This is a genomic window from Pseudidiomarina atlantica (assembly GCF_000753735.1).
In the GTDB taxonomy this organism is placed as follows: Bacteria; Pseudomonadota; Gammaproteobacteria; order Enterobacterales; family Alteromonadaceae; genus Pseudidiomarina; species Pseudidiomarina atlantica.
Genome location: NZ_JPIN01000011.1, coordinates 38,555 through 58,985 on the forward strand (window position 1 = coordinate 38,555; position 20,431 = coordinate 58,985).

The 20,431-nt window shown below is 50.0% G+C and carries 13 protein-coding genes; all 13 read left to right on the forward strand.

What is annotated here, in order from left to right; translation table 11 throughout:
- Positions 1-233 precede the first annotated feature (233 nt).
- The 13 genes from IDAT_RS10120 to thrC all read left to right on the forward strand — a co-directional run bounded on the left by IDAT_RS10120 (position 234) and on the right by thrC (position 20,238).
- Complete coding sequence (locus IDAT_RS10120; protein WP_034733341.1) at positions 234-1,127, forward strand: type III secretion system chaperone family protein; 894 nt, start codon at positions 234-236, stop codon at positions 1,125-1,127.
- Positions 1,120-2,829: a hypothetical protein gene (locus IDAT_RS10125; RefSeq protein ID WP_034733342.1), complete on the forward strand. Its 1,710-nt coding sequence runs from the start codon at positions 1,120-1,122 to the stop codon at positions 2,827-2,829. Before IDAT_RS10120 ends, IDAT_RS10125 begins: the two co-directional genes overlap by 8 nt.
- 218 nt (positions 2,830-3,047) lie before the next feature.
- Positions 3,048-6,512 (forward strand): AAA family ATPase, encoded by a 3,465-nt coding sequence (locus tag IDAT_RS10130; RefSeq protein ID WP_034733343.1) that lies wholly within the window; start codon positions 3,048-3,050, stop codon positions 6,510-6,512.
- A 27-nt stretch (positions 6,513-6,539) separates the two neighbouring features.
- Positions 6,540-7,331 (forward strand): Wadjet anti-phage system protein JetD domain-containing protein, encoded by a 792-nt coding sequence (locus IDAT_RS10135; RefSeq protein ID WP_034733344.1) that lies wholly within the window; start codon positions 6,540-6,542, stop codon positions 7,329-7,331.
- Complete coding sequence (locus IDAT_RS10140) at positions 7,324-10,224, forward strand: hypothetical protein (protein WP_034733345.1); 2,901 nt, start codon at positions 7,324-7,326, stop codon at positions 10,222-10,224. Before IDAT_RS10135 ends, IDAT_RS10140 begins: the two co-directional genes overlap by 8 nt.
- Complete coding sequence (locus tag IDAT_RS10145) at positions 10,214-11,575, forward strand: hypothetical protein (protein WP_034733346.1); 1,362 nt, start codon at positions 10,214-10,216, stop codon at positions 11,573-11,575. The genes IDAT_RS10140 and IDAT_RS10145 overlap by 11 nt, the downstream gene beginning before the upstream one ends.
- Complete coding sequence (locus IDAT_RS10150) at positions 11,568-12,107, forward strand: condensin complex protein MksE (RefSeq protein WP_034733347.1); 540 nt, start codon at positions 11,568-11,570, stop codon at positions 12,105-12,107. The genes IDAT_RS10145 and IDAT_RS10150 overlap by 8 nt, the downstream gene beginning before the upstream one ends.
- A 140-nt stretch (positions 12,108-12,247) precedes the next feature.
- Positions 12,248-13,210 carry a hypothetical protein gene (locus IDAT_RS10155; protein ID WP_034733348.1) on the forward strand — a complete coding sequence of 321 codons (963 nt, stop codon included), beginning with the start codon at positions 12,248-12,250 and terminating at the stop codon, positions 13,208-13,210.
- Between the two features lie 248 nt (positions 13,211-13,458).
- A complete protein-coding gene (locus IDAT_RS10160; protein WP_244441640.1) occupies positions 13,459-14,244 on the forward strand; it encodes a PepSY domain-containing protein in 786 nt (261 codons plus the stop codon).
- Entirely contained in the window at positions 14,241-14,951 is a 711-nt protein-coding gene (locus IDAT_RS10165) for a PepSY domain-containing protein (RefSeq protein WP_034733349.1), read from the forward strand. Before IDAT_RS10160 ends, IDAT_RS10165 begins: the two co-directional genes overlap by 4 nt.
- A 331-nt stretch (positions 14,952-15,282) precedes the next feature.
- Positions 15,283-17,907 (forward strand): bifunctional aspartate kinase/homoserine dehydrogenase I, encoded by a 2,625-nt coding sequence (thrA, locus tag IDAT_RS10170; RefSeq protein WP_034733350.1) that lies wholly within the window; start codon positions 15,283-15,285, stop codon positions 17,905-17,907.
- The gene (thrB, locus tag IDAT_RS10175; protein ID WP_051986715.1) at positions 17,907-18,932 is read left to right on the forward strand and encodes a homoserine kinase; all 1,026 of its coding nucleotides are present in this window, start codon (positions 17,907-17,909) and stop codon (positions 18,930-18,932) included. Before thrA ends, thrB begins: the two co-directional genes overlap by 1 nt.
- Positions 18,919-20,238 (forward strand): threonine synthase, encoded by a 1,320-nt coding sequence (gene thrC, locus IDAT_RS10180; RefSeq protein ID WP_034733351.1) that lies wholly within the window; start codon positions 18,919-18,921, stop codon positions 20,236-20,238. Before thrB ends, thrC begins: the two co-directional genes overlap by 14 nt.
- The last annotated feature ends 193 nt before the right edge of the window (positions 20,239-20,431 follow it).

The window sequence follows — 20,431 nt, forward strand, 5'->3', positions numbered from 1 at the left end:
TTGGGTTGGCTGCTCATCAACTTATGTTGCAAGAATACTCAAATCATATCTATAAGCAACATTTTTGTGATTTTTATGTTGTGATTGTCTAAAAAGATCATTATGTTATTGATCAAGGAGCTAATTCGTGCACAACGAAGTTAGGTTTTATTCAAGCCCCAAAAAATCTCAATCGGAACAGTACGTCAGACACCTATTACTCAAAGTCGCAAATACGAACAAGGAAGACTTTCATGGCGATAACCAAAAAACATCTCACACAACTTTTAGACTCGAAAAATCTTGAATATACAATTGATCCAAAACCAAATAATAGAATTTCATTAGGATTACCCACTCAATATTATAAACAACATGAGGGACTCAAACAAAATGGTTTTATTCTTCGTCTAGATTTAGAAGAGCCCGTGGTAAAACTTGACGAAGAAAGGATTGCGAAGTCGAGGATCTCTGCAGAATTAAATGCTCTAAACAATGATGTTGTTAGTTTATCAGATCTACGAGAAAAACTGTTTCAAGACGTCGAGACAAGGTACCAGCTTCTAGAATTCATTGCTGGACCAGTAAATTCTTACAACGCCAAAACGAGAAATCAAAAAATAGAGCTTATTAACCAAATCAACAGTCGGATTAAGTTTGCTAGTTTCCACTTGGATAGAGATGAAGATATTATGTTTCTGTATCAATATCCAGTCCGTAATGATAGTGGTAGCGAAGACATACAGGCTTTATCTGCCGAAACTTTAATGAGATTGTTCGGTGCTATTAGCGCGGCTATGGACGAATTATACAAAGAAGGTTCCGCTCTAATTACTCACGCCCAATCATCTGAAAATGAAGAAAGCGACAATTCATCATTTAGCGATGAGGAGCGTAGTGCTTTAACTAAAACTCTACTTGCGAGCATCACTTCGCAGCAAAGAGAGCAACTTGCAAAATTCCTTCAAGGAAAAAGCGGTTTCAAAGCCCCGGAAGATACTGATGACCTGGAGAAAATGACGCATTTTGTATCTATCGATGTAATCCGTGACGGTCTGTCAAAACCGAATTACATAGCGACTCTCAAAAGAATTATAAAGGATTCTGCTAGCACCGAATTAAGTGACAAGGAAGACGCTGATGAATAATACTTACATTACTACCACCTTGTGGATAAGGCTACAAAAGTTCGTAATGCTACCTGCGGGCTTACTATTATCGCTGTTTTTGATTTTTTACTGGGGTGAACTTCGTCCTTTCGAAAGTTCGTTACTATGGCTACTTTCAGGTGCGCTTGTGCTGATTGGCGCGGGCGGTCTCTTAGTCGAACATGAAGATGATCTTGATAAGCGCCTTTTTGTCACCATCGACTTTGTGCGTCAAACGCTAGTTGTTCTTATAATCGTTACGGTAGTATTGGCGCTTCTTGTTTTCTGGCTGTCTGACGTCAAGAGTGGTGATTTACTAAATATCTCGTCAAATCCTAGTGTAAAGACCAGGATTTCAAAAGTTCTTGCGTCTAGCTCAGAAGTTATCGCCGCGACAATTGGTGCTGCTATAACATTTGGTGGTGCACTCGTTGCAATCACACTTGCTACACAAGGCTTAAGAGCGAGTAAAGAGCAACATTCGGCGCGCCTCCAGACATTCATTGAAAAGCTGGTTGATACTGCTAAAGAGAATATCATAGGCTTAGAACAAGTTTTAATGGACTTAAAAGCCGACACCGCAAACTTCTGGGATGAGGTAGACAAACTTGCTGAGGCTGAACAAAAACAAAAATTTGGCTCAGTTAAAAATTATGATGAATTTGTGTCTATCGGATATCGTGTGGCTGCCGAACAAGAGTTTACATTTAAATTCTTTCATCAAAGTTTAATTTCCACGCTGAACAACTTATCGACCCGCTTACACAGAATTAGTAATGACCCAGTATTATCTAGCGCATGGGGAAAAACGTTTTATAGAAACCTAGCGCTCGAATTTGATGACGAAAAGAAAATCGATACAGCGTTTATATTAGAAAAAAGTTTCTTCACAGCGTTCAATTTACAAGAGTCTAATAATGACTATAAAGAGTACGATTCCAAAGCTCGGTTCACAACAGCTTTGGTTAGACTTGCAGCAACTTTCCGAGCTCGGGTAAACCTTTTCACTACACTTTCTAATGTAAATGATGACGGCTCACTAACCAAAGCAAACCGTAAGAAGACTGCAATAGAGTCTTACACCAGAGAAATTTTCCGAATTATTAATAGTCTAGATAAACCGGAAGATTACGCTGAATTCCCTCGCGCGTTGATCTTGGGCTATTACCTATCTCCAGCTCAAGAGAGTCGCGAGGCCATTGAAAATATAGGCATCACCAATGTTTTGAAACAGGCTAGACAAAAACACAGCCCTAATTCAAACGACCAACATCTCAATGTTGGATTATTTCTTCTTGAGCACCTTTTGAAGAATTTTCCGCTCGTTAGCGACTTTAAAGAAGCTTTAGAAAATGAGTTCCAAAAAGTTGGTAAAGGATTGGAAAAAGCCAGAATCGATGAACTTAGCGCGAATAACGCCGGACAGTTGGCTGTACTGGGGAGCGCCATCAAAGACCTAGCAGCTGAAGTATCAAGGGTTTCAGAGCATTTTATTTCAATCATTTCTAAAACACATGACTTCCAAACCAACCTGTTTTCTGAGACTAAGTATGAAAATTTAGATGTCGAGGAGCAAAAGCTGTTTTGTATTCTAGATTTCGATGATTCACGCTACAGTAGTCGATATTCTGAAGTTGAACCTACTGGTATTAAAAAGCCACAAGGTGGAGGGAATGAATCGCTGATGAACACTCGCGAATAAGCCCACAAATGAGTAAAGATAAAAGAATATTCCACCAGCTCGACGGCGCTAAGCCTGTCTTCGAAGAAGTCGAAGCACAGCAGGTCCGTCAAGCTCGGTGTGTTTCTATTTCCTGACGACAATCTACACAATAATGCAACCGTTTTGTGATTTTTATGTTGCCATCATCCCCCTTCATCTCTAACATCGAAAAGAAAACTCCAAGGTAGGAAGTAGTTATGCCGATTCGCAGAACAGAAGAAGGTGACAAAATACTGAAGGCTCAATACGAAGCCGACCGTAAAGCAAAAGAGGAAGAAGATAGAGCCAAACAGGATCTCTTCGACGAAAATGATGCGTCTTCTGAACCGCGCGAATTCGGCATTCCCAGTACGGCACTCGGTCACGAATTCAGCAAGAATTTGGTTTACGCAAATATTGTGTTGAATAGCGCTGAACGGGGTATCAATGCCCTGAAAAACGGCTTGGTTGTCACTAGTTCCGTCGACGATAAGTGCTTATTGTCAGCACTTCTAAGCTCGTATGCGCTCCTCAGTGCATTGGCTCGGAAATTCAACCGTACCGCGGAGACTATGGTTTTTCCGCAAGCCATCTACCGCAGTCGCAAGTCTTACGATAAAGTCATTCCCCTTCGCACATTCGAAGAAGAGGGTACCAAGCACTGGTACGGCGAGGCGATGAAGCGACAAGGTGACGTTCTGGCGGGTTGGCATCTCTATGCCAAGAATCATGCTGCCGATTTCGGTCGTTTTTATCCTGGTGCAAATCCCTCTGATGATGAATTTGTGGATGCGTTGTATCAACTATTCCAACATGCATCCAAAGCCAAATTAGCGCGACTACTTGATGAGTTTTTCCAACTCAATATGCGCCTTGGCAATAGCGATATTCATGCGCACTGCCAGGGGCTTGAGACTGCTCTGCGTCAGCGCGTGAAAGGACAGCCAGCGGCGATTCGCGCATTAAGCGCTAGCGAAATGAAGTCATTCCGCCGCTCCAGCAAGAAGTTACGTGATATTTTTACTTTCGCTGGCCCTAGTGGCGTAGGCAAAACAGAGCTGGCCAAGGCCTATGCAGAAACGCTGTGCGAAAGCTCGAACTTAGGTTTTGAGTTTCGTATTTTTAATATGGAGCGTTACAGTGAAGAACGAGCGGCATTAGCGTTATTCGGCGCTGGCTCGCAATACACCGACGCTGGGGTGGGTGAAATAACCCGCCATGCTGTAGCCTATCCACGCACCGTCTACCTGTTCGATGAAATCGAGAAAGCGCATCACACCGTTATTCAATCGCTGCTAACACTGCTCGATACGGGCGAAGCCATCGATAGCACCACGCAAGAGCGCGCTGACTTTTCGCAATCCATCGTAATCTTTACCACCAATTTAGGGCAGCGCGAATTTCAACGTAGCCAAGGCATGGGTGAGCTGAATATTTTCGATGTGCTTGAACATGCAAAATTGCATAACAGCCCTAATGTGGCGCTCACGCCAGAACTGGTGAATCGCCTACGCGCAGGTACTGCCGTGCGATTTTTCCCGCTACATGCCGAAGCGCTCACGTCAATCGCACAGCTGCATCAAGAGCATTACACGGCGACGGCGAGTGGCTCGATTGAATTTCAATTTGGTCCCAATATGGCCGCCCTCGCGCTATTTTCCGGCATGCCTAATCCTGTGCCTCGCGCGATTGCGAACACCTTTGATGCCATCATCACCCGCGCGCAGAAACAACTCTATGATCGCTTTACCAACCTGCCGCAACAGTTAGATGACATTAAAACCATTACCATTGATGCGGACCCAGCTCTGTTTGCTGCGGTCAAAGACCGACAATTGCTTGCCTACGTGGGCAACAACAGCGAGCATGCTGAAACCTTAAGCAGCGAGCTGCAACCTAAACAATTTGCAAGTTTTACGCCTGCAGCTGTACTAAAAGATCCTATTACTCTGTCCTCTTACGCAGTGATTTGTGTTGATGGTGCGGAGTACGACCAAGATGATTTGGCATTACTCATTCGTCGCCTGCGCGATATCTCGATGCAAATTGGTGTGGTCGTTCTGAATCCGAGCAACGAGCAATTGCGTGATGAGTACATTGTTGATCACTGCTGGATGCACTTTGCCAGCAGTGAGCTCGCCCATAAGGCGGCAGAACTTGCCAACTTAGCTCGAATCGCCGAGAGCTTGCAGTTGGCTGCGCAGAAGCACCTGGCTTTTCAGTACGATATCGAGCTCAGCGAGCTGACCAAGACTACGGCCAAATTCATTGCCAACGACGCTAAACTCACACCACAGATTTCCGCGCAACGCGCCAGCGATGGCGTTCCGGGTCTGATGACGCGTCGCCCATCGACGCGCTTGAACGACGTGATTGGGCTGCACCGTGCCAAGCAAGAGTTGCAGCGAGTTATTAGCTGGCTCGAAGATCCAAGTCAGCTTAAGCGCTACAACTTGCCAATGCCGACGGGAGTCCTGTTATTGGGGCCGCCAGGAACGGGCAAGACGTTATTAGCGCGCGCCGTTGCCGGTGAGGTCGATTTGCCGTTTATTTCGTTGAATATTGGCGAAATGCTCAGCAGTTTAGTGAACGGTACTGCCACCAACTTACAAAACGCCTTCGAAGCCGCCCGCGACATTGCACCCTGCGTTCTGTTCATTGATGAAATTGATGCTCTTGCTGGCAAACGTAGCGAAAACGGCCACGCCAGCGATCGCAGCCACAATGCCGCCGTAAACACCCTACTCACGCTACTCGGCGGTCTGCATAAAGGTGCTGAACCTATTTTCGTGATTGCTGCAACCAACCGTGCGGATTCGCTTGACCCAGCCATTACCCGCTCGGGTCGACTCGACCACCCGATTTTATGTGACATTCCGAATAGCGAAGATCGTCGCCAGTTCATTCGTTTTTACATGAACAAGTACAACTTGAGCTTTACCGACAAAGAAATCAAAGAGCTCGCAACCCTGACCAGCGGCATGAGTGGCGCCGACATGGAGCAGGTCTTTATTACGACTTTGTATAACGCCGTCAGTAACTTGCCAGATACAGCTGATGATAAACATCCGGTCGATGCGGACGCGGTACGCGAGGCGATTACCTACATTCGCTATGGCGCGCCAACCAATATCACCTTGAGCAAAGAAGCCAAATTACAAACCGCCACTCACGAGGCTGGCCATTTGTTGGTGCAAAAACTGCTGCTACCGCATGAGCATGTAACCATTGCGACCATTGAGCCCCGTAACCGTGCGCTGGGCTTTATCAGTACCTCGCCCGATGAAAGTCGCCAGCCGCAAACCGCTGATGAAATCAAAGCTCGCTTGGCGGTACTGATGGCCGGCCGTGAAGCCGAGCAAATGCTTTACGGCAGCGCAGGCATGAACGGCGGTGCTTCGTCTGACTTACAACAAGCCACCCGCTTGGCAACCTACGCGATTTGCGCACTCGGACTCGATAGCGAATTCGGCTTTATCAGTTACGGCGAGCATTTCGTCAATATGGCCTCGCCAGAAGAGCGCAAGCTTGCCTCGGAGCGCGTGCGTTTTTGGCTTGACGAAGCCCGCAACCGCGCCCGTGACTTGCTCACCGAACAACGCGAGCGCCTTGAATTTATCAGCCAAGAACTGTGTGACAAGGAATCAGTGTACCAGCCCGAAATTGAAGGTTGGTTTGATTAATGACAGCTCAACAAAGGGACAACGAACATGGACGCTCGTCTCAACAATTACCTTGCGAAAATCGCGGCCAACAAGCCGATTGATTTAGCCAAGTTTCGTGAATTTATCGCGTCCTTGGCGCTTGACGTTGGCTATTTAGCGAGCGAGATACAAGCGGTCAAACAGGGCCGCTTATATCGCGTGACCTTTATGCCGCCCGAACTCGAGCGCACGCTGCAACAGTTGGCGCAAACGGACGCGACCAGTCGTACCGGCAAAGCAACTATCAATCGTAGCCACGATGTGGCAGTGTCGGGCTCCATGCTGATCGTGCGCCCTGCCGCTGCGGGGCATCCACAGGTGGTGGTTTTCGCTAATGACAGAGTTGCGCAGTGCCCTTTTGCCCCGTCGCGCCAAGCGGTCATTGTTGAGAATCTGGAAAACTTTCTCGCATTCGCTGCGGCAGCAGAATTCTTGCAGCAGCGTTGCGACATTAAGCTAGCTGCTGCTGACTACATTTTCGCCAACGGCAATCAAATCAGTAATCAATTGCATCAGGCATTTTTGGCGCGCTACGAGCGGATTGCCATTTGGGTCGATTTTGACTTCGGTGGTTTTAAGATAGCAGCGAATCTAGCCAAGTTGGTGCCCGACACTGAACTGCACTTTGTGTTGCCTGACGATATCGAGCAACGTTTGGAACGCATTTCCAAGCTGCAACCAGTCAACCAGCTGTATCAAATTCTTGAAATCGCCAATCAACATCCTTTTTTACAAGCTGCAGGTCGTCTCATGGCGCGCTTCAATCGCCCGCTAGAGCAGGAGAGTTACCTTGCTTAATCAACATTCCGAACACGCGCCAGCCACCAACGAATTGCTGGAACTCAATTACAGCGTCAACAAGCTGATTTGTGTGAATAGCGCCAAACATGGCTATTCCGAAATCCCACTCGACCAACATATGGTGCTGTATGGCGGCAATAACCAGGGCAAAACCGTCACGTTAAATATGATGAAGTTGCTGCTGTTTCCGGATACCAACTTCAAAGACTGTTCAAACAAGTTTGCGTTTCGCAGTAGCAATGGCTCTGAGTTTTCTGCCGTGAAGTCGTACGGCTTCTTCTTCCCGTCCGACCACTCCTACATCATTCTCGAGGGTGAGAATCCTGAGGGCGTGTACTGCATGATTTTGTATCGCAGTCGCGGACAAGATTGGGGCTTTGGTCGCCTCTTCGTCGCCTGCGATTTCGCCAGTATTCGTCATCTGTTTTGGCAAGTTGATGCGCAAGATTTCGCTGCAGACTTGTCCTATGGCGCGATCAAAAAAGGGGTAAAAGAATTGCCCCATGTGCAAGTCAGCGATGCTGCCGACCTCGCGCAGATGATGTACGCCGGCCACAGCAGCGCCGACCCGAAAATCCGCAAGTTTAGCGTGTTCCCGTTACTCGGCGAGGCTACTGCTGAATCGATTGAAGCCTTTCGCCGCATCTATCAATTGGCATTTGACACCAGTGCGAGCCATGACAAAACGCTACCGATGGCCATTGCGACACTTATCGAGATGCAACGCAGCCGTCCGGAAGAGCGTCTCGACGCCAATCTGCTGCAAATGGCCGAAGAGCATGAACAGCTCGTTGAAAAAGGCAATTGGCTGCAGCGGCTGAAAAATTGCACGCCGGCGTGGGAAACCTGCATGCGAGCCTTTGTGCAAGCGCAAAGCGATTACGTCAATTACTCGAAACAGCACAATGCGTTAGATCGGCTGGCGAGCAAACAACGGGCGTCAATGGTTTCAGATAAACAACAAGCACAAGAGCAGTTTGAGCAGGTGCGGCAACAACTCAATAGCCTGAAACAGCAAGGCAGAGAGCTGCAACAGGAGCTATTGCGTCGCGAGGGAGGTCGTAAACGCCTGCAATCCCAATGCGACAAATGGCAAGCCGACATTAGCAAAGCCAAGCAGTTGATGAGTGGCTATGCGAGCATGACCGAGAGCGAGGTCGTGGCGTTATACACCGAGCTACTCGCCGATGCCGACAAAAAGGTTCAGGAATACCAGAGCGTTGAGTCGATGCAACAGCGTTTCGCTGATTTACAACGTCAAATCAAAGACTTTAAGAGCGAACGCGAGAGTTTAACGCTGGCTATCGAGCAGCGGACACCATCGATTGCCGAGCAAGTGACAGCGGATGAAGCCAGCAAGTTGGCGGCAATCAACAGAGACTTGGCGGGCGCGAGCATTGCCCTCAGCGCGTCGACGCAACGCACGTTTGCCGAGTTTCTCGCGTTATTTACAATGACTGGCAACGCGCTTTCGTTGCAGCAATACGAACTACGCACACTGATAGTGCAGCCGTTTGACCCGGCACAGACCCGCGCGCAACAGCAACAGCGCAGGCAGCAGCTTGATGAGCGGATTCAAGATAAAGAAGCCGAGATGCGTGAAATCGCCGCTGCGATGAAGCAAAAAAACATCAGCGAATCGTTAGCCAAAGTTAAAAAAGAGCGCGATGAAACCCAGCGTGAACTGGCCTTGGTACGCGGGTTAGCGACTTATACCGAACAGCTGCGTGAGGCGCAGGATGAACTCGCCAGTGATGCGCAAGTTACGCAGCAGTTGCAGGAGCAAATCGCGCACATCACCGCAGAAATGGAGCCGCTTGAACAGCTGTATAACCGCTGTCACCAACATAAAATAGAGCTGGACAAGCTTGACCAGCAACTGTCGCAATTCCGTGACCGCCTCAAGCGCATGTTTGATGCGGTGTGTCCACTCGCCTTACTCGAAGAGAATATTCCCGACCTTGAGCTTAATGAGGCCGCGCTGGTAGCAGTAGAGCGTTTACAGCAGCGCTATCACGCCAACATGACCGAGTTTAAACATCACTTTGATCAGCTGTTGCGTGATTTACAGCCGCCTGAAATTGAAAATCATGTTTTACGTACACGCATCGAGGACTTTCAAGGCCCTATCGGACTCTTGCAGCATCAATTTGAGACCTACGAATACGATTACGAACAACATTTGAAAAATATTCGCGCGCACAACCAGTATGTGAACAACCAATTGCGTGAGTTGCATGACGCCAAAGATCAAATTCACAGCATGGTCGCGACGCTCAATCAGGAACTCAATCGCAAGACTATTTCAAACTTATCGGAAATCAGGCTAGAGCTGACGCTGCACCCTACTTTTTTGAAACTGCTCAACACTCTCGACCAACACTCGATTGAAGATGAAACATTGCTTGATGGTTCGTTTTATCAAGAGATCCGCAATTTTACCGCGAAACACTTTCACAAGCGCTCGCGGCAACTGAAGCTGAAAGACATTATTGAGAAGGTGAGTTACAGCTATTTGCATGCGAATGCCTCGGCGCGCGTGAAGGAAGGCCAATCAGGTGGCACCACCAGCACCGTAACAGCATTTGTGTTGTCGGTATTGTTGAAGCAAATCGTCAAACGCGGCTGCACCATGCGTCTGCCCATTGTGGTTGACGAAATTGGCACCCTTGATAGACGTAATACCGAAGCTGTGGTGAGCCAAATTATTGAGCATGGCTTTACGCTGTTTTGTGCGACACCGAATTACTCGCCGGTGCTTAATTTGACGGTGGGTCGCTCGCTCGAGCTGGGTATTGTTAAAGTGCGACAAGTGCAGGTGCATCAGTGCGAAATGCATGTGTTGCCTGAGCACATTAACGTGTTTGGACCGGTCGCCGATGAAGCTTAACCGCGATGTGTTACTGCAATCGATGCTGAAACACCAGCGGGTGTTTCTGCAACTGCTCGACTACATGCAGCAGCATGAGACCGGCTACGAGGTTCCCGAGACGCTTTATTTACAACTCTACGCAAAACACATTAGTGGCGACGCAGATGAGAATGTAGCCAGCCATCTAGCGCTCGATACGCTCGTTGCTAACGGTGTGGTGGTGCATAACGACCGCACCACCGGCATGCTGAGCTTTGAACGCGTGGTCGTAGACCTGTTTCGCTTTATTGACGTGAAGCGCCAGCGTGAGCTGACGCGCGCCGATTTTGAGTCCATGCGTTCGCAGTTTTACGCTGCGACCTTGCAAGTGCAAGCGAGCCGATTTTTGAGCGAGGATTATCACGAAGCCATGCAGTCCATGCTACAGGTGCTCAGTGAAATCCATTCGAAGATTCGGCAGAATGTGGCGGCACTCGAGGCGCAGGCAGACGATGTCGCAGTACGCTATCAACGCATGCAAGAGCCGGGTTCGGCGGAATCGATGACAGTGCTTTATACGCAAGTTTCGAAACTCTACGACCGTTATGTTTTGCCCTGTTTGGAGTTTATTAACCCGAGCATGCAAATGCAGCAAACGCTGACCTATTCCCAATGCTTAGATGCTTTGATGGATTATCACGCGCAGCACGACGCCACCGTCATCGCGCAAAATTTACGCTATCGCCGCATCGCGATTTCGAGTTATTACAAAGACATCCAACGCGTAAAACAGCGAGTGCAGCATTACTTTCAAATCCTCTCCAGTGACCGCGATAATTACTTGGCCATTGAAGCGGCATTTCAACTCTTGCAAGAGGAATTGTTGCCGCTACGTCACGGTAAACGGCGTTATCGTTTCTTTGATGCTGCGAGTGAGTTTTTTGCGGGTTTTCGTAGCTTTACCGGGATTGCCCATTTACGTCGCGGTGGCGCTGCCCGCATCAATTGGCCGGATCAGCAACAAAGTGGGCGCGTACATGAGTTTTTGCGTTCACGTTCGAGTGGGGGCGAGAAAGCTGAAGAACCTTTGCTACAGCCCGTCAGTGCTGCGCCAGACCTTGACTTGCTGCGGCAGAAGCAGATTTTCTCTGCGTTGATTTCACATCAATGGCCAAGTCAGATGGATGATGTATTTCGCTATTTGGACAGCGTTTTACGTGAGGTGTTTGACGACTATTCACTGGTCGATACGCTCTATGGCTACGATGCCTTTCTCGCTTTGACCGAGGACCGTGAGATTGTATACACGGGTGCACGCTATCGGTTGACCGACAATCGTTACTATTTTGATTATTTAATCCCTGCGGTAAAGGAATTAGCCCATGTTTGATCGTGAATTCAGCGTCGAGATATTTAAAACACTTACCAATGGCAAATTGATTAATCGCTATGTATTGCAGAATAACGGTAGCGAAACCGAAAACCCTTTGTATTCCGAGTTGCTCAGCAATATCGAAACCTACCGTCAGCAATATCAAATGTGTGGCTATGAATTGGTGGAACGCGAAGACTTTGTGTTTTTACGTGACGGCGATGTGAGTTATGACGAATTGCCTGCCGACAACGCCATGCGTATTAGTATTCTGCTATTAATTATTGGCAAATTTATTAACGACCGTGGTTATGTCTTGGGCAAATTGGTGGATGCCAACGGTGGGTTAAGCGATGACGATATTGTCGCTATTGATGAGCTTGAAACCACTGTTGAGTTGCTCGAAAAAGGTAATTTCAAAAGTAATTTTGCTACCGCGTTTACGAATTACCTGGTGAATCGCAATATTGTGTTGCGCAAACCGAGCGATGGTCGGTATTTACTGTCAGCCGGTGGTCGCGCGTTTTTTGAAGAGTTACGCGCGAAATGATCAGCTTTGGGCTGATGATTATTTGAACATTTTCTTGACATTGTAAACCCTTTATTGTTACCTATTTGTTGTGCGGTTATTTCTTAACCTTTAGTTTTTAGGTTTGGCCGCACCACAAACACAATTGACAAGGAAATGTTATGAAACTACGTAATCTCGTGCTTTTCTCCACTCTCGTTTTATCTCCTGCGCTAGTTGCTCAAGAGGTCACCGTTCGCATTGATGCTGATTTTTCGGGTGGCCGTGGCACTAATTTTCTTGATTACTGGTCCGATGCTACGTCCGGTTCAGTCTGGATAACCTACGATACTTCCGTCACACCGTTACTCAAAGAAGGAAACAACTTCCGTTACGAAGGTGCAATTAAAAGCATGCGCTTCGAATTGTATGAATTTGGCACCGGTGAAGTAATGGATATTGGTGTCCCTACGGAAGTTGTTGCAGATAATTCAACGACCGGAAATCAATTTTACACCTACCGCTTTATCCAGGAATTCAACGGCCAAGATGAAGAGTTTATGAACGTTGTTTCGCGGGTTCTCTATTCAAGCGAGACCAGTGTCGGTTACATGAGCGTCATTGCCTCTGAGTATCCAGCACTCGATTTGTTCCCACTGCCGTTATTTGCAGACTACAGTGCGTTCCCAGTTTGGAATACCTATGAGACCGAATCGAACTATTTAAACGTTGTCATTGATCACAACCAAACCTTTGAAAGCCTCAGCTTCCGCATCCAGCGCATTAGCTATCTCGCGCCAGAGATCGCTGACGCTGATGGCGATGGCGTAGCCGACGATGTCGATAGCTGCCCAATGTCGTTGACCGATGAGACGGTGAGTTTCTCCGGGTTTGATTCGAGCGTGACCAATTACGTGCGCGACAACGGTTGCACCATCATGGATACTTATGCAGCCTGTACTGCTAATGCCTCCGTGGAAGAAACATCATCTCGTTTCGGCGCGTTCCAGCCACGTTTGAGCGGCCCTTCGTATTGCGAAACCCAAGTTTCGTATCAGCTTGTCGATGAAGGCATTATCGACTACACCGAAGCCCGCATGCTCCGCGACACCCTCTACATGTCGTATCGCAGCAGCAGCCGCTAACCCCACCTAAAAAGGGCAGCCCTCCCTCCGCACGCCCCTCTCCACGAGGAGGGGCTGCCCTTCTTACGTCTTCCTTCGCCCCCCCCCCCTAAAAAGGGCAGCCCTTTTTTGCAGTTGATGCCGCGGCAGCCGTGGCTTGCGCGTTGTGCAAAATAGGCTGTGCGGACACTACTTTGCGTGTTAACATTTGTTGATAACTAGATTATATCTAAACAGATATAGCCATCGAAACACGGAGAGCATCGCAGTTGCCGATAACAACAAAAATAACCCCGGCCAAATGGCGTAAATGGCACCGCTGGCTCGCTCTTTTGGTAGGACTGCAACTGGTTATCTGGAGCACCAGTGGCGTGTATATGGTGCTATTTGAGCTTGGCTTTATTCACGGTAACCATCTGGTAAAACCGACCTCGCCCCCACTCAATGCTGCAACCATGAAGTCGTTTGATTTACCTGCGCTTCAAGAATTGCATCCTAAAATAAACTCCATTGAATTCAAAAGCCTATGGCTCAATAATCGCGCACAAACGGTGCTAGAAATTCAGCGCAGCGCTACCAAAGAGTTGCTTAATGCAGAAACGCTGGAACCCATTCAACTCAACAAATCCGATATCGCCGCTATCGCCCAAAAAACCTATGCGCTCGGTGATACCGTTACACCAATTCGAGTACAACTGGTGACAGACAACGCACCGAGCGAGCTCAATCCAGCCTTGTTGCCCGTGTGGCGCGTTGATTTCGAGGATTTTGGCAACACCACCCTGTATTTCGACGCCACGACTGGAGCACTGGTCACGAAACGCCACAGTTTTTGGCGCGGCTTCGACATCATGTGGATGCTGCACATCATGGACTATGAAAATCGCGTCGATATCGAAAATCGCCTTATAAAAATTGCGAGTGTAGGGAACCTGCTCTTTCTCATCACCGGTTTGGTGCTCATTTACTTTTCGCTCATCAAGCCCAAGCTCAGACGCAGAAATAACCGCAACCGGCGCGCAACTTTGCATGATACTAGCGGAGGCCCAGCATGACCTACTGGCTTAAATGGCTACACCGCTGGACCAGCCTTATCATCCTGTTGCAGGTGCTCATTTGGCTGATCACCGGCCTGTATTTTGCAATCGTTGGCCATACCGAAATCGCTGCGCACCAACACTATTCCGACACCGCAAAAACCAGCCAAGAAGGGCTGCCCTTTTTAGCGGTTGGTGACGCCGACATCTCCAGTATTTACGCGCGCTACAGCGGCGTCACTTCGTTGCAAGTTCGGCAAGTTCAACAACGTTTGCAGTACGTCGTAACACACGATAAAGGGCAGACCTTTTTGGATGCGAAAAGCGGCGAAATTTGGCAAACAGGGGCTGCCCTTGCTGGGCAGTTGGCGATGGCGAGTTACACCGGTCCAGGAAGCATCGAAACCATCACTCACATAACGAACAGTGACGAATTGGCCGATTGGCAGCCGCAGCAACAAGGTGGCTATCGCGTCACCATCAACGATGACCTCAATACCCGTATCTATGTTGACGCGGCGTCAGCAACGGTCATTGATCACCGAAACGATCCTTGGGTCATTGCCGACTGGGCCTTTAAGCTGCACTTTATGGATTACAGTGGCGGGCGAGATTTTAATAATTTGCTGATCCGCGCAGCCGGTCTTATCACCCTCTGGCTCGCGCTCAGCGGGCTGATTTTACTCATTCGTAACATCAAGCGCGGCGACCTTAAACTGCGCTAAAAAACCGTTTTCCAACAACGCTTAGCCTCCACCACATAAGGATTTAACCCCCAAAAAGGGCTGCCCTTCCTGCGAGGTGGGCCCGACCGGAGGGAGGGCTGCCCTTTCTTTGGGTTGGGGCGTTGACATCCGCGGGCGGACGGGCGATGCTAGGGGCATGATGACACAGCAACTGAGCCTCACCATTATTACAACCACAAGCCTTTCGGGCGTGTGGCGGGCTTTGTTGACTTAAATTTAAGATAAGCAAGCAAAAAACCCACAGCCCCAAAAGGCTGTGGGTTTTTTTTTGCGCTTTTAACAACGGCAGCAATAACAACGGAGTATCGACATGCAGGTTTTGAAATTTGGGGGATCGTCGCTTGGATCGCGGCGAAAGATGGACGCGGTGGCGGCGCAGTTGCTACGCCGCGCCAAGGGCAAGCAGCTCATGGTGGTGCTATCCGCGCCTCAGGGAATGACAAATCTGCTGGAAACGATGCTGCAACAGGCGCAGCTTGGCACGCTAGAAAGGTCGCAACTGCAAGAGTGGCGAAGCCGCTGCTTAGCCTTGATTGCCAATGAATCCTCGGCAGCAATGCCGCGCGACAGCGAAAACGACAACAACACCAAAATCAACAGCATCAAGCTCAGCAAAAGCACCCAAACGCAACTCGAAAGTTTCATCGCGCAGCAAACGCAACTGCTCGAGCAGCAACTGCAAGGAATTGCTCTGCTCGGTGAATGCTCCAACAAAATCAAAGCGAAGCTGATGTCGATGGGTGAACTCATCAGTGTGCAAATCATGCAGGCACTCCTTAATGCCGAGCACGCCAACGACGCCACCAGCGCAGCGAACGCCACGCACACCACAAGCGCCGGCAACGCCACAAGCGCCGAAATCCTCCCCGCGCACCAATGCTTAAAGGCGAGCGGTGATTACCTGAACGCACAAGTAGATATCCCAGCTTCGGCCAAAAGCCTGCAGCGCTGGCTCACCGAAGCTGAATCCGAAGCAGCAACCGCCCCCCAAGCGGCCAAAACCACCATCACCCTCGTGCCCGGCTACCAAGCCGCGCACGAAGACGACGGTCTCTGCGTGCTCGGTCGCAACGGCTCCGATTACTCGGCGGCGGTGCTCGCTGCCGCGCTTAAAGCGGAATGCTGCGAGATCTGGACCGACGTCGATGGCGTCTACACTGCTGACCCACGTACCATCAAAAGCGCACAATTAATCAAGCACCTGAGCTACGAAGAAGCGATGGAATTATCGCACTTTGGCGCACGCATTTTACATCCGAAAACCATCGCCCCGCTCGCGCAACACAACGTACCCTGCCTAATTAAAAATAGCCAAAGGCCGCAACAGCAAGGCACTCTCATCGATGCCCAAGGCGACCCAAGTCTGCCGATAAAAGGCCTATCGAATCTCTCACAAATGGCGCTGGTCACCGTTTCCGGGCCCGGCCTCAAAGGGGTAGCGGGTATCTCTGCGCGGGTGTTTTCGTGCCTTGCGCAACGCAATATCTCGATCAACCTCATCACCCAGTCATCCTCTGAGTTCAGCATCAGCTTCTGCGTCGAGCAACATGCCCTAACACCCACCAAAAAGGCGATTAGCAATGAGTTCGACTTGGAGCTCAAGGCCAACCTAATCAAGCCCATCGATATTCAAAAAAACATGGCCATCATCTCGCTGATCGGTGACGGAATGCGCCATCAAGTTGGCTTGGCGGCGCGCTTTTTCGCCTCGCTGGCACAAGCGCATGTCAACGTTTGCGCAATGGCACAAGATAGCAGCGAGCGCACGGTCTCGGCAGTCATCAGCGAGCAACAAGCGCAAGATGCGCTCAAGGTTTGCCACGAAAATTTCTTTACTCATATGCCGAGTATCGATGTGTTCGTTGTCGGTTGCGGCACGGTTGGCAAGCAATTGCTCGAACAAATCCACCGCCAACAAAGCTTTCTGCATAAACGCAACGTCAAACTCAAAGTCTATGGCATCGCTAACAGCCAAAAACTCCTCACCAACGCCCACGGCATTGATCTAAGTCAATGGCAGCAAGACCTCAGCAAAGCCAAACAAAGCTTTAGCAGCGACGCCCTGAAAGCCTTCGTCAAGCGCCATCACTTAGTGAATCCGGTGCTGGTCGATTGCACCAGCTCCAACGCTATCGCCGGCAGCTATCTCGACTATTTGACCAGCGGTTTTCACGTGGTGACGCCGAACAAAAAGGCCAACACCATGGCGCAAAGCTACTACCAAAAGCTCAAAGATACCGCCCGCAACCAACATCGGCGCTATCTCTATGAAACCACCGTAGGCGCTGGCTTGCCGATTATTGATGCCGTGCAAGGCTTACAAAATGCCGGCGATAAACTCACCGAGTTTGGTGGTATTTTGTCGGGTTCACTGAGCTATTTATTCGGCTTACTCGAAGAAAATCAGCCCTTTTCCAAAGCCATCCAGCAAGCACGCGAAAAAGGCTACACTGAACCCGATCCGCGCGACGATCTTTCGGGTCTCGATGTCGCACGCAAACTACTCATTATGGCACGCGAAATTGGCCTGCAACTGGAACTCGATGACATCGACATCGAACCGCTACTGCCAGCCAGCTTCCAAGCCGACGACGCCAGCAGAGCCGAGAGCATTGACGACTTCATGGCGCGCTTGCCCGAACTCGACCAGCACTACCAACAACGCCAACAACAAGCGGCCAAAAACGGCAAAGTATTGCGCTATGTCGCCCAAATCAAACACAACCAGTGCCAAGTCAAAATTGCTGAACTTGCACCGGACCATCCGCTCGCGAGCATCAAAAATGGCGAAAATGCTTTGGTCATTCAAAGCGACTATTATCAGCCCATCCCGTTTGTGCTGCGCGGTTATGGTGCGGGTGCTACAGTGACCGCTGCGGGTATTTTCAGTGACATCATGCGCACCCTCGCATGGCAACAACAAGGAGCCGCCTAATGCAAAAAACCTATTACGCTCCGGCTTCTATTGGTAATTTTTCAGTAGGTTTCGATACCCTTGGACTAGCGCTGCAACCGTGCGACGGCAGCCTATTTGGCGACCGCCTCAGCATCGAGCCAGCAACAAAAACAACCAAAACCACAACAGCAGTCACCGAGCTCCAAATAACCGGTCGCTACGCGCACCAATTACCAGCAGATCCGCAGCAAAACCTAGTCAACAAATGCTGGCAACATTTTCGCGCTGCAATCACCGGACCCAAACAACCACAGGAGCCACTCCCCGAGCTCAAGCTAACCCTGCACAAAGAACTCCCAGTCGGCAGTGGCTTGGGCTCCAGCGCCTGCTCAATCGTCGCCACCCTGTATGCCCTGAACGACTATTTCGACCACCCGTTAAGGCAGCAGCAGCTACTACAACTGATGGCGCGACTCGAGGGCCAAACCAGCAACGCCATGCACCTCGACAATATTGCACCAGCCTATTTTGGTGGACTGCAATTAATGGCGACCGACTCGCAACACCCCTGTCGCCAATTGCCATGGTTTGCGCATTGGTCGGTGGTGGTCAGCTATCCGGGCACGGTGCTCAACACCGCCACAGCCCGGCAAGTGATCCCAGCCCAGCTACCGCTCACAACCGCCATCCAAGCCGCGCAAAACCTCGCGAGCTTCGTCCATGGCCTACACAGTCAAGACGAAGCGCTGGCACTTAGTGCACTCGAGGATTGTCTCGCTGAGCCCCATCGGCTACAGCTGCTACCGCAGCTCACGAGCCTACGGCAACAAGCGCAACAGCTCGGCATCGCCCACCTGGGTATTTCCGGTGCCGGACCGACCCTGTTCGCCTTGTGTCGCAACGACGCACAAGCCGCACAGATGAAACAATTACTCGAAACTCAATATCAGCAGAACACAGATGCGATGACCGTGCACTGCCGCCCTGATCCGAACGGCGCCCGACAACTCGCCACCCAAGCGCAACCCGAACCAGCAAAGGAGTCCGCCCATGTCGCTCGTTAATCTTCTCGACCCTAGTCAACGCGTCAGTTTTCTTGAGGCAGTGCAACTCGGTCTGGGCCGCAACCAAGGCCTGTTCTTTTTCGACCTAGCAGCGCCATGGCCGCAACTCGACCTCGATCAGTTGCTGGCCATGCCCTTTGCCCAACGAAGCGGACACATTTTGGCGGCACTCACCGACAACGAAATCAGCCCAACACGTATGAGCGAATTGACCGAGCAGGCGTTTAATTTCCCAGCACCGGTAGTGCCAATTAGCGCAACCGTCAGCTGCCTTGAGCTGTTTCACGGTCCGACTTTAGCATTTAAAGACTTCGGCGCCCGTTTTATGGCCCTCGCGCTGGCCGCAGCCCAACGAACCGCAGCCCAACAAGCCAGCCCGCCAGCCACCACCATCGTCACCGCCACTTCCGGCGACACCGGTGCTGCCGTGGCGGCGGCATTCTACCGCCAGCCCAACGTCAATGTCGTGGTGCTCTATCCCGAGGGCAAAGTCAGCCCCTTGCAAGCCAAGCTCTTCACCACCTTGAACGACAACGTGCAGAGCATTGCCATCAACGGTGATTTCGACCAATGCCAGGCGCTGGTCAAGCAGCTCTTTAACGACCCAGAGGCCGCCACACAACTGCAGCTTAATTCGGCAAACTCGATTAATATCAGCCGCTTATTTGCCCAGGTGTGCTACTACTTCGAAGCCTGGGCACAGCTACCACAAGCGCAACGCGAACACACCGTCATTTGTGTGCCGAGCGGCAACTTTGGCAACGTTTGCGCCGCGTTAATCGCGCTGCAACTCGGTTTGCCAGTCAAACGTGTCATCGCCGCCACCAACAGCAACGACACCGTGCCGCGTTACCTGCAAAATCAGCAATGGCAACCGCAACCAACGCAAGCCACGCTGTCGAATGCCATGGACATCAGTGCCCCGAACAATTGGCCGCGCGTCGAAGCGCTGCTCAATCACAATCCGCAGTTGAGAAACAAGTTCAGCGCGGTTGCCATCAGCGAGGCCGATACCATCAAAGCCACCCAAGCGCTCCACCAGCAAGGCTACCTCAGTGAGCCGCATGCTGCGGTGGCATGGGCGGCGCTGCAGCAAACCCAGCAACCAGAAGAGCATGGCTTGATTATCGGCACCGCTCATCCGGCTAAGTTCGCCGAACGCGTCGAGCACCTCATCAAAGCACCCGTCGAGCTACCAGCCGCCTTACAACAAGTGCTTGAAAAACCAGAGCTCAACCTGCGTATGAACGCCGATTACCAGCAACTGAAAGCGCATTTATTAAAACAATCACAAAACAAAGGTTGATCTAAAAATATCACCGTGATAAACCTTAAAGCAGATTGATTGAACCAACAGCAAATAGCCAACAGCAAGTAGCAAACTTACAAATGTTAAAAAATTCGTTCGTAATTATTATTAACCTCCTCCTCGTGCTTCTCATCAGACGCGCGGGAGCTGCTATTTGTGAAAGTTAACTAAGAAACGAACCAAGCAAAAA

What these genes read in the sequence shown, in the direction of transcription:
- thrB (WP_051986715.1), top strand. Translation starts at nt 17,907, where the DNA reads ATGCAAAAAACCTATTACGCTCCGGCTTCTATTGGTAATTTTTCAGTA.
- IDAT_RS10120 (WP_034733341.1), top strand. Translation starts at nt 234, where the DNA reads ATGGCGATAACCAAAAAACATCTCACACAACTTTTAGACTCGAAAAAT.
- IDAT_RS10135 (WP_034733344.1), top strand. Translation starts at nt 6,540, where the DNA reads ATGGACGCTCGTCTCAACAATTACCTTGCGAAAATCGCGGCCAACAAG.
- IDAT_RS10150 (WP_034733347.1), top strand. Translation starts at nt 11,568, where the DNA reads ATGTTTGATCGTGAATTCAGCGTCGAGATATTTAAAACACTTACCAAT.
- IDAT_RS10145 (WP_034733346.1), top strand. Translation starts at nt 10,214, where the DNA reads ATGAAGCTTAACCGCGATGTGTTACTGCAATCGATGCTGAAACACCAG.
- thrA (WP_034733350.1), top strand. Translation starts at nt 15,283, where the DNA reads ATGCAGGTTTTGAAATTTGGGGGATCGTCGCTTGGATCGCGGCGAAAG.
- IDAT_RS10165 (WP_034733349.1), top strand. Translation starts at nt 14,241, where the DNA reads ATGACCTACTGGCTTAAATGGCTACACCGCTGGACCAGCCTTATCATC.
- IDAT_RS10125 (WP_034733342.1), top strand. Translation starts at nt 1,120, where the DNA reads ATGAATAATACTTACATTACTACCACCTTGTGGATAAGGCTACAAAAG.
- IDAT_RS10130 (WP_034733343.1), top strand. Translation starts at nt 3,048, where the DNA reads ATGCCGATTCGCAGAACAGAAGAAGGTGACAAAATACTGAAGGCTCAA.
- IDAT_RS10155 (WP_034733348.1), top strand. Translation starts at nt 12,248, where the DNA reads ATGAAACTACGTAATCTCGTGCTTTTCTCCACTCTCGTTTTATCTCCT.
- thrC (WP_034733351.1), top strand. Translation starts at nt 18,919, where the DNA reads ATGTCGCTCGTTAATCTTCTCGACCCTAGTCAACGCGTCAGTTTTCTT.